At 56.8% G+C, this 8,783-nt stretch carries 7 protein-coding genes and 1 pseudogene; 5 read left to right on the top strand and 3 right to left on the bottom strand.

What is annotated here, in order from left to right; translation table 11 throughout:
* The 4 genes from ABX962_RS22355 to ABX962_RS22370 all read left to right on the top strand — a co-directional run.
* Positions 1–1,484, top strand: a 1,484-nt coding sequence (locus tag ABX962_RS22355) for a dihydroxy-acid dehydratase (RefSeq protein WP_372722466.1), incomplete at its 5' end; no start/stop codon positions are given.
* 65 nt (positions 1,485–1,549) lie between these two features.
* On the top strand, positions 1,550–2,146 hold the full coding sequence (locus tag ABX962_RS22360) for a hypothetical protein (RefSeq protein WP_345327888.1): 597 nt from the start codon (positions 1,550–1,552) through the stop codon (positions 2,144–2,146).
* Between the two features lie 65 nt (positions 2,147–2,211).
* On the top strand, positions 2,212–2,895 hold the full coding sequence (locus ABX962_RS22365; protein ID WP_372722468.1) for a hypothetical protein: 684 nt from the start codon (positions 2,212–2,214) through the stop codon (positions 2,893–2,895).
* A 36-nt stretch (positions 2,896–2,931) separates the two neighbouring features.
* A complete protein-coding gene (locus ABX962_RS22370; protein WP_372722470.1) occupies positions 2,932–3,978 on the top strand; it encodes a methyltransferase in 1,047 nt (348 codons plus the stop codon).
* 202 nt (positions 3,979–4,180) lie between these two features.
* Here ABX962_RS22370 and ABX962_RS22375 read toward each other — a convergent pair whose 3' ends face one another.
* Positions 4,181–5,893, bottom strand: coding sequence for a S1 RNA-binding domain-containing protein (locus tag ABX962_RS22375; protein WP_372722472.1), 1,713 nt, complete (start codon positions 5,891–5,893; stop codon positions 4,181–4,183).
* Positions 5,894–6,069: 176 nt separating this feature from the next.
* On the opposite strand from ABX962_RS22375, the gene ABX962_RS22380 reads away from it, so the two are divergent.
* Positions 6,070–6,606 carry a hypothetical protein gene (locus ABX962_RS22380; protein WP_372722474.1) on the top strand — a complete coding sequence of 179 codons (537 nt, stop codon included), beginning with the start codon at positions 6,070–6,072 and terminating at the stop codon, positions 6,604–6,606.
* A 452-nt stretch (positions 6,607–7,058) separates the two neighbouring features.
* Here ABX962_RS22380 and cysK read toward each other — a convergent pair whose 3' ends face one another.
* Positions 7,059–8,000, bottom strand: a complete 942-nt coding sequence (gene cysK / locus ABX962_RS22385) for a cysteine synthase A (protein ID WP_372722476.1) — start codon at positions 7,998–8,000, stop codon at positions 7,059–7,061.
* 286 nt (positions 8,001–8,286) lie between these two features.
* Positions 8,287–8,783 (bottom strand): annotated as a pseudogene (locus tag ABX962_RS22390) (2-oxoacid:ferredoxin oxidoreductase subunit beta); the annotation flags it as partial.

The following is an 8,783-nucleotide window of genomic DNA, read 5'->3' on the forward strand; positions in this document are numbered from 1 at the left end:
AAGTGCCGGTGATGTCGCTTGGTGAAATGATGATGAAGCCGACCACGATGCTCTATCGCAATCTGTTGGCGATGGAGGTGGAAGAGGTTTTGCGGTGTCACCCCATTGATGCTGCCGTTTTAATGGGCGGGTGTGACAAGACGGTTCCCGCAATGTTGATGGGGGCGATCAGCGCCGACGTCCCCTCGGTCTTTCTGCCTGCCGGTCCGATGTTAAAAGCACGCTGGAAAGATGTCACACTGGGCAGCGGCAGTGATGTGTGGAAATACTGGGACGAACGACTGGCGGGCAACTTGTGTGACCGCGATTGGAATTGCATCGAAAACTGTATCGCGCCCTCGGCGGGAACCTGCATGACCATGGGCACGGCAAGCACGATGGCCTGTATCGCCGAAGCGCTCGGGTTCACCCTTGGCGGTGCTGCGAATGTGCCTGCGGTGGTAGCCGAGCATTCGCGGCTGGCAGTTGCCACGGGGCGACAAGCGGTCGAGATGGCTTGGGACAAGCGAACGCCCTCGAGCTTTCTGACCGCACAATCCATCCGAAACGGCGTCGTCACCTCGCTGGCGATCGGAGGTAGTACAAACGCCATTGTGCACTTGATTGCCATCGCCGGCCGGTTGGGGATCGAGCTGACGCTGGAGCAGTTCGACGAACTCTCGCGAATCACCCCGGTGCTGGGGAATCTGCGTCCCGCAGGTAAATACTTGATGGAAGACTTTTATCATGCAGGCGGATTGCGAGCGCTGTTGAAAGAGCTTGGTGATCTGGTCGACACGACGTGTCAAACGATCAACGGATCGAGTCTGGGCACGCAAATCGCGGATGCCCAAGTGATCGAGCGAGATGTGATCCGGTCACGCGAAAACCCGTTATCCCCAGCCGGAGGAACTTCGGTGTTGCGAGGCAATTTGGCGCCAAGCGGTTGTGTGATCAAGGCGCTTGCCGCGGAGCCTCGCTTGCAGTGCCATCGTGGGCCTGCGGTGGTGTTTGATAATTATGCCGAAATGAAAAGCCGGATTCATGATCCCGAACTGAACGTCACCGCCGACAGCGTGCTGATTCTGCGTAGCGCCGGGCCGCTGGGGGCACCTGGTTTTCCCGAATGGGGCATGTTGCCGATTCCGAAAAAGTTGTTGCAGGAAGGGGTGCGTGATATGGTGCGGATCAGCGATGCACGAATGAGCGGGACCAGCTATGGGACATGTGTTCTGCACATTGCACCCGAGAGTGCTGCGGGCGGTCCTTTGGCACTGGTGCAAACCGGCGACGAAATTGAAATTGATATTCCAGGCCGCCGCATTCATTGGCATGTTTCGGAGGACGAGATTGCTCGACGTTCGCAGCAGCAGCCTGAAGCGAAGCCGTTGGCGAATCGCGGCTATCTGCATCTGTACGCCAACCATGTGATGCAGGCTGACAAAGGCTGTGATTTTGACTTTTTGGTCGGTCGCACGCCCGGCGCAGAACCTGATATCTTTTAATGGCTGCAAGCGTGCCAATTCTTTCATGCAGATTTTGAGCGAAAATATTCCCTTGCGAGACCGTCATGAGCGATGATCCCAATCCGTTTGCACGCCCCTCAGGCGAATCGAACCCCTACACTCCTTCGTCGTCCGCAGCGTCGATCGGCGGCGCGGGCGCAGTTCGGTTATCGGAGGTGCATTCGCGTGGAATGGTGGGCCAGATCCCGATCCTCGGTGTGTTGATGATCGTGCAAGGCGTGTTTATCACGTTGATGGGGCTGGTGTTTGGCGGGTACGCGTTTGCGATGCCGATGATTTTTCGCAGCATTCGCGAAGACGCGGCAAAACAGGGAGCCAATCCGCCACCAATGCCTCAAGAAATGGAACTGGGGATGCTGATCGGGCTTGGCGTCGCAGCGGTTTGCGTATTGGCCATCGCCGTATTTACCATCTGGGCTGGCGTGCGGGTCATTAAGTTTCAAAGCCGCACGTTCGCGATCGTCATGCTGTGCGTGGGGATGTTGATGTGTTTGACGTGTTACTGTGCACCGACTCAAATTGCGTTATCGATCTATGGTTTGATCGTTCTACTGAACGGACCGGTGACCGATGCGTTTCGATTTGCCGAGAAAGGACATTCGGCACGTGAGATTCAGCAAGCGTTTTTGTCTCTGCCGTAATAGTGGCTTCGTTCCTTCACTCGCGTTCATCGCATCGTTTGCTCTCTCTTTCGGAATTGACCATCATGACTGAATCCTCTTCGGAAGCTGCGGGCCATCCCACAGAAGCCAATCCGTATGTTCAGGCACAATTGGCCGACGACGTTGCGGTCGTTCGGCCGACGGGGATCACGGTTGTTGCCGTGGTTTGCATTGTCGCGGGAATTCTGGGTGGATTGAGTTCGCTGGGAAGCTTGGCGAATACGTTGTTCGCGCAGCGGTTTGCCTCGATGTTTACTCCGTCGGGAGCCGCCGGCGAGATCCAAGGCGAGATGCAACGTGAAATGATGGCGGTCCTTGGCAGGTACTACTTCGTCAATATCGCTTTAAGCTTTTTGGGAATCGCGATTGGCGCGGCACTGTTTGCAGGCGGCATCGGTTTGATTCAACGCAAATTGTGGAGTCGATCCTGGATTCGCCGTACGCTGCTAGTCGCGATCTTTTTTGAATCGGTGCGAGTCGTTGTCTACTCGCTCACTCAGTTCGAACTGTTCCCGGTGACGCAGGAATACATGCAGAAGATCGCAGGCCAGCAAGGCGGAGGTATGGGAGGTGAAACGATGGCATGGTTTTCGACTATTGGTGTGGTGATTAGCATGCTCTTTATCGTGGGATGGTTTTCACTAAAACTGTTTCTGATGATTTGGGGACGCCGTTATTTAGCCAAGCCAACACTTGATGGCTACTTTGGAGTGTCTGCGTCCTCGTAATCGCCTTCATTCCTCTTCTCTCCAATGACGCCACTCATGTATGAATCTGCGATCCAGCCGCCGGTGGTTGATCCCACGCCCATCTTTGAACTCTTTCGCGGCAGTTATGGTTCCGAGCTGTTGACCGCCGCGGTCGCTCATTTTGATCTGTTTGGGTGTTTGTCAAAACGCCCGATGACTCTTGAGGAACTTGGGGATCAGCTAGGGCTTCAACCGCGTCCGGCGAACGTGTTGGTCACTGCACTGCGTGCGATGGATTTGCTGCAGCAGCATGACGGCAAGTTATGTTTGACAGCGTTGGCGTCGGAGCATCTTGTTCCGGGATCGCGATTGGATTGTGGCGACTATCTGTCGCTCGCGGCTCAATCGCCTGGCGTGATGTCGATGGTCGACTTGTTGAAAAGCAACAAGCCACTCGGGTCCGAAGGGGATTCGGGAACCGCGTTCATCTATCGCGATGGAGCAAAGTCGGCGATGGATGCCGAGGCGTCGGCGCGACATTTTACTTTGGCGCTTGCCGGACGAGCCAAGAATGTGGCTCCGGCGCTCGCCGAAGTATTGCCGATCAGCGATGCCCAAACCCTCTTGGATCTTGGTGGCGGTACGGGGATCTACAGCTATGCGTTGCTGCAGAAAAATCCTCAGTTGCGCGCGGTCGTCTTTGATCGGCCCGACGTGCTGAAGGTTGCCCACGAGTTTGCCGAAACCTACGGGGTGACCGATCGAGTGGAGTTGCATCCAGGCAACATGTTTACCGATCCGCTGCCGCAAAACGTGGATGCGGTCTTGCTGTCGAACATCTTGCACGACTGGGATGTTCCCGAGTGCAAGCAGCTGATACGTCGCTGCGTCGAGGCGTTAAAGCCCGGCGGCCGGTTGTTCATTCACGATGTCTTCTTGAATGATTCGCTGGACGGTCCGCTGCCGATTGCACTGTATTCTGCCGCATTGTTCACGCTGACCGAAGGCCGCGCGTACAGCGAAGCGGAGTATCGGACTTGGATGGCCGAAGCCGGGCTGGCGAGCAAGGCCAAGGTCCCGACGCTGGTGCACTGCGGCGTGATCGAAGGTGTCGTGAAATAGGAAGATGCGGCAGCGGTTCGCGTCGGACGCCGCTTTGTCGAAAAACGCCGCAAACCATCATCTTGGTTAGCGCTTGCAGCGCGAGTCGTCCGGTTGCGGCGAGTAAAACGTTCGAAAACGACCGGGCGGCTTGCGCCGCACCGCTATAAATAAACATCGCTCGGGCGTTCAATCGGAAACCGTTAGGGATCAAAACCCGTCTTTACCAACGCAACCCGAATCGCTCGCCGCCCGAATCGGTGTTGTTGCCACCGCGAAGCGGGCCCTGGTGAGTCGGTTTGATCGCGACTTCACGTTGAGGCTCGTCCTCTTCGACTTCGGGTTTAGCGTCGGCGTCGGCCGCGACGGCTTGAGCCGCCTTGATCGAAAGGGCGACTTTCTGTGAATCGCGGTCGAAGCTCAGGATCTTGACCTCGACTTCTTGGCCTTCGCTGACGAAGGCGTCAACCTTCGAGACGCGGTGGTGCGCCAGTTCGCTGATGTGGACCAAGCCTTCGACACCCGCAGTCAGGCGGACAAAGCAGCCAAACGGCGCGGTTCGTGTCACCGTTCCTTTGTGGATCGTGCCGACGGCGAAGGCGGCCTCGGCGGTGTCCCACGGGTTTTCCAACAAGTCGCGGTAGGACAGGCCAATCTTGCCGGTTTCCTTGTCGATTTTGTCGATGGTGACCTTCACCATCTGGCCTTCTTGAATCACTTCGCTTGGATGCTTGATTCGTTCCCAGCTGAGCTTGCTGACGTGGATCAGGCCTTCGAGGCCACCGAGGTCGACGAATGCACCAAAATCTTTGACGCTGCGAACAACCCCTTCCAAGGTGTCGCCGACTTCGATTTTCTCGAGCTGCTCTTTGCGCTTTTCTTCTCGTTCGCGTTCAAGGACGGCGCGTCGGCTGAGTACTAGGTTGCCGCGACGTTCGTTCGATTCGGTGACGATACAAACGAGTTTTTGGTCGACGAATTCCGACAGGTCTTCGACACGGAATTCGGTCACTTGGCTGATTGGCATAAAGCCACGCATGTTGCCGACTTTACACTCGAGTCCACCGGTGTTGTGACCGGTTACGACCGCTTCGACGACAGTCCCTTCTTCGATGTCTTCCCAATCGTTGACTTCAACCGCCGATCCGGGCAGCGTCAGCACGTATAGACCGTCTTCGCGATTGAAACCTCGCACCATGACTTCGATATTGTCATTGGGCTTGGGTTCTTCGCCGGTGAATTGCTCAAATGGTACGACGCCTTCATCAGGCCCCCCGAGCGAAACGAAGACCGTGTCGTCGTTGATTTTTAGCACACGGCCATGGACGCGGGCGCCCTCGGCAAGTGGCTCGCGGCGGTCGGGCATCCCGGCATTGCCACCCAACATCGATTCGACATCGGCCAGACCGAGTTCCGCATCAAGTTCGGCTTGCAGGTCCGCCGACAACGATTCGCGTCGGTTCGGAACCGCGACCTTCTTGGCGGCAACCGGAGCGGACGATGCTGGCTTGGATGCATCATCACCAGGCAAGCGTGGGGTGCGGTTCTTGGACTTCTTCTTTGGTTTCTTGGCAGCGTCCGCGGTCGCGGCAGCAAGTTTTTCTGGCGATACCGAAGGGGAAGCGGGCTTGGCAACCCCAAGGCCGCGGGACGCTAATGGGCCCGCGCCGCGAACGGCTCCGGCCAACGGAGCGGCCGAGGGCGAAGCGGGAGTGCCGGGCGTTTTTGCCGCACTGGTCTCTGGAGCATTGCTTTCTGAAGCACTGGCACTAGCGTTGGCGTCGGTTGTGTCCGCCGAGTTCGCAGTCGGTTCGCTGGGGCTCGCCGAGGCGGCTGCCTCGGGGGTCGCCGACTTTGCATTGGTCCCTGCGGGGGACGATGCAGCGGATGCGTCAGAAACGGGAAGGTCAGAAGTCGGATTGTCGCCGTTAGTCATCAGGTCTCTGCAGGGGGCAGGAGCGAAGCGAAGAGGGAATTACGATGAAGGCCATTGTAATAAGTTGCCGTCATCGCCGTGTCGCAGTCTAGCAATCCAGGCGGCGTCCCGGTAGCCTTGCTGGTCATTGTTCACCCCAAAATCCGATTCCATTTGTAGTACAGCGAGGCGACGTTTTGCCAAACTTGGACTCCTTTTGCACGAAGGCTTTCTCTGGATTCTCGAACGAACTGATCGAGGCGATTCAAAATGCACCGATGCCCGACCTGGGCGATGGGGCCCGTAGCGGGGGGGAGGGTGTCGCCACGCTGCAAACGCTGCTTCGCAGCGGCGATATTGCCAAGTCGATCAACGCGTCTTCGCCGCTAGGGGCCCAATTGTGCACCAGCGGACTGTGGCTTTTGGCTGGCGATTTGGACCGCAGTCATCGAATTAGCCAGGATATTGACGAAAAAGAGGGCAGTTTTTGGCACGGAATCATGCATCGTCGTGAAGGCGATTTCAGTAACGCAAAGTACTGGTTCCGCCGTGTCGGTAAGCATCCCGTGATCACACAGCTCGCCGAAATCTGTGGAGACCAATTTCGCAGTCCCGAAGAATTCGTCGACGCCTGCGCCGAGGCGACCCGGGGATCGACGCAGTTGTACGGCCAATGCCAAGACGTGCAGTGGAAAGAATGGCAATCGCTGATGGCTTACTGCGTCACCCTCTAAAAAAACGAAAAAATTTTTTCGCAATCCGAGTCAACTGGTCGCTAAAACAATTCCGATAAGAAATCGTGTTGGAGGACGAATCGGCACACCATTGCGTGGGGCAAAACGCCGATGGGTATTCTAGCACCGCATTTGGGCCTAGGTCTTTAGCTCAGCGACGATCCAGCATGATTCGTCGCACCGGGGGGCAAAGACCTGGGCCTTTTTTTATGCGCCGATGGTATTTTTGCGGCGATCACCAATTTGCGGCGATCACCTTGGCGAAGCACTGCCAGGATTCGAAGCACCCCCGGGTTGGTATTTAAGTCGATTGTATCGGGCTCGCGCCGCGCTGCTGTAAGAACGCAGCAGCGGCGAGCGGTTGGTTTTGGCGAAATCCCCAGAATGCCTGATTGGCCGGGTGCTTGTTTTGCCGGATGCCCGATTGGCCGGGTGCCCGCGAATCGTGGGGTCTACATTCCCAGGTCGCCAAACAGGGGCGTGCTGAGGTAGCGTTCGCCTAGGCTGCACATGATCGTGACGATCCGCTTGCCCTTCATTTCGGGACGTGCGGCGACTTGAGCCGCTGCCCACATGTTCGCTCCGCTGCTGATCCCCGCCACGATGCCTTCTTCTTTGGCGAGCCGGCGGCCCCATTCGAACGCATCTTCGTCATCGACTTTGACCACTTCGTCAACAATCGAGGTGTCGAGATTTTTGGGAATAAAACCGGCGCCGATCCCTTGGATGCGGTGTTTTCCAGGATCGCCACCGCTGATGACGGCCGAGTGGATCGGCTCGACGGCGATCGCCTTGAAGTTCGGGTTTTGTTTTTTCAGGTAACGGGCTGCCCCTGTGATCGTTCCCCCGGTGCCGACACCCGCAACCAAGACATCAATGTTCTGGCCGCTGTCGGCCCAGATTTCGGGGCCAGTGGTTGCTTCGTGAATTGCGGGGTTTGCAGGGTTTTCGAATTGCTGAGGCATGTACGCGTTGCTGTTTTCGCTGACCAATTCGCCCGCCTTGTTGATCGCTCCCTTCATTCCTTCGGCCGCAGGAGTCAGAACCAAAGTGGCTCCCATCGCGCGAAGCAGAGCACGGCGTTCGACCGACATCGATTCGGGCATGGTCAGCGTCAACTTGTAGCCTTTGGCTGCACAGACAAACGCTAACGCGATACCGGTGTTCCCGCTGGTCGGTTCGATGATGTGCGTGTCTTTGGTGATCTTGCCATCTCGCTCGCCCGCTTCGATCATCGCCACGCCGATACGGTCTTTTACGCTATTGAGCGGCTGAAAGAATTCGCACTTCGCGAACACCGTCGCGCCATCCGCGGGGACCAGTCGATTGATTTGGATCATCGGGGTATCGCCGATGGCCTTGGAAGCGTCCGAATAAGTTTTTCCGCGGGGCATATCAATTTCCAAATTAAGAGTTGCAACGGATAGAACGAGCACGCGAGCAAGCTGCGGAAGACGCAGTTCGCTCGCCCGCTCACCTTCAGCGTTATCGGCTGAGGTCATATCTGCTTGAGCATTCCGATTCGCTCAAGCCGATAATTTGTCGGGGATGAGAGTTAGGGTTAGTCGTAGCGAAAGTCGTCAAGGCTTTCGTTTTATCGGCACTTTGGTTTGTCTTCTGTGCGATACGAAACTCACGCGTGAGTTTTGGCTGCCCCTAAATTTACCTTGGGCTCGGCCCTTAGGCGACGTCCCAGGTGTCACCCGAGTTGAAGAGGGCCTGCAGGTCTCCCTCGCCTTTTTTCTGTTTGGCAAGCGTGACTTGGTCGTTGATCTGGTCGTTGTAGGTGGCGATCCCTTCGACGGCACGCAGCACGCCGATCGGTTCAGGCATTTCGGGGTATCGCATCCGAGCTAACATCATTTGGATCGAGGGATTCATTTCCTTTTCGTCATGAATCAGCAAGTCGTCTGCGGGCACGTCGGACACGTTGACCACTTCAAGATGGTTGCCGACCAATCGCACTGCTTTGTCATTGTTGGTACCAAAGATCAGAGGCTTGCCGTGCTCGAGTTCGACCACGTTTTCAGCCCGTTGCTTGCGTTCTTGGGCGTAAGCCATTGCGCCGTCATTGAACACGTTGCAGTTTTGGTAGACCTCGACCAGCGACGTCCCTTTGTGCTCGGCTGCTCGCTTTAGCGTTTCGCCGAGGTGTTTGACGTGCGCATCGATGCTTC

The organism is Novipirellula sp., assembly GCF_041583735.1.
In the GTDB taxonomy this organism is placed as follows: Bacteria; Planctomycetota; Planctomycetia; order Pirellulales; family Pirellulaceae; genus Novipirellula.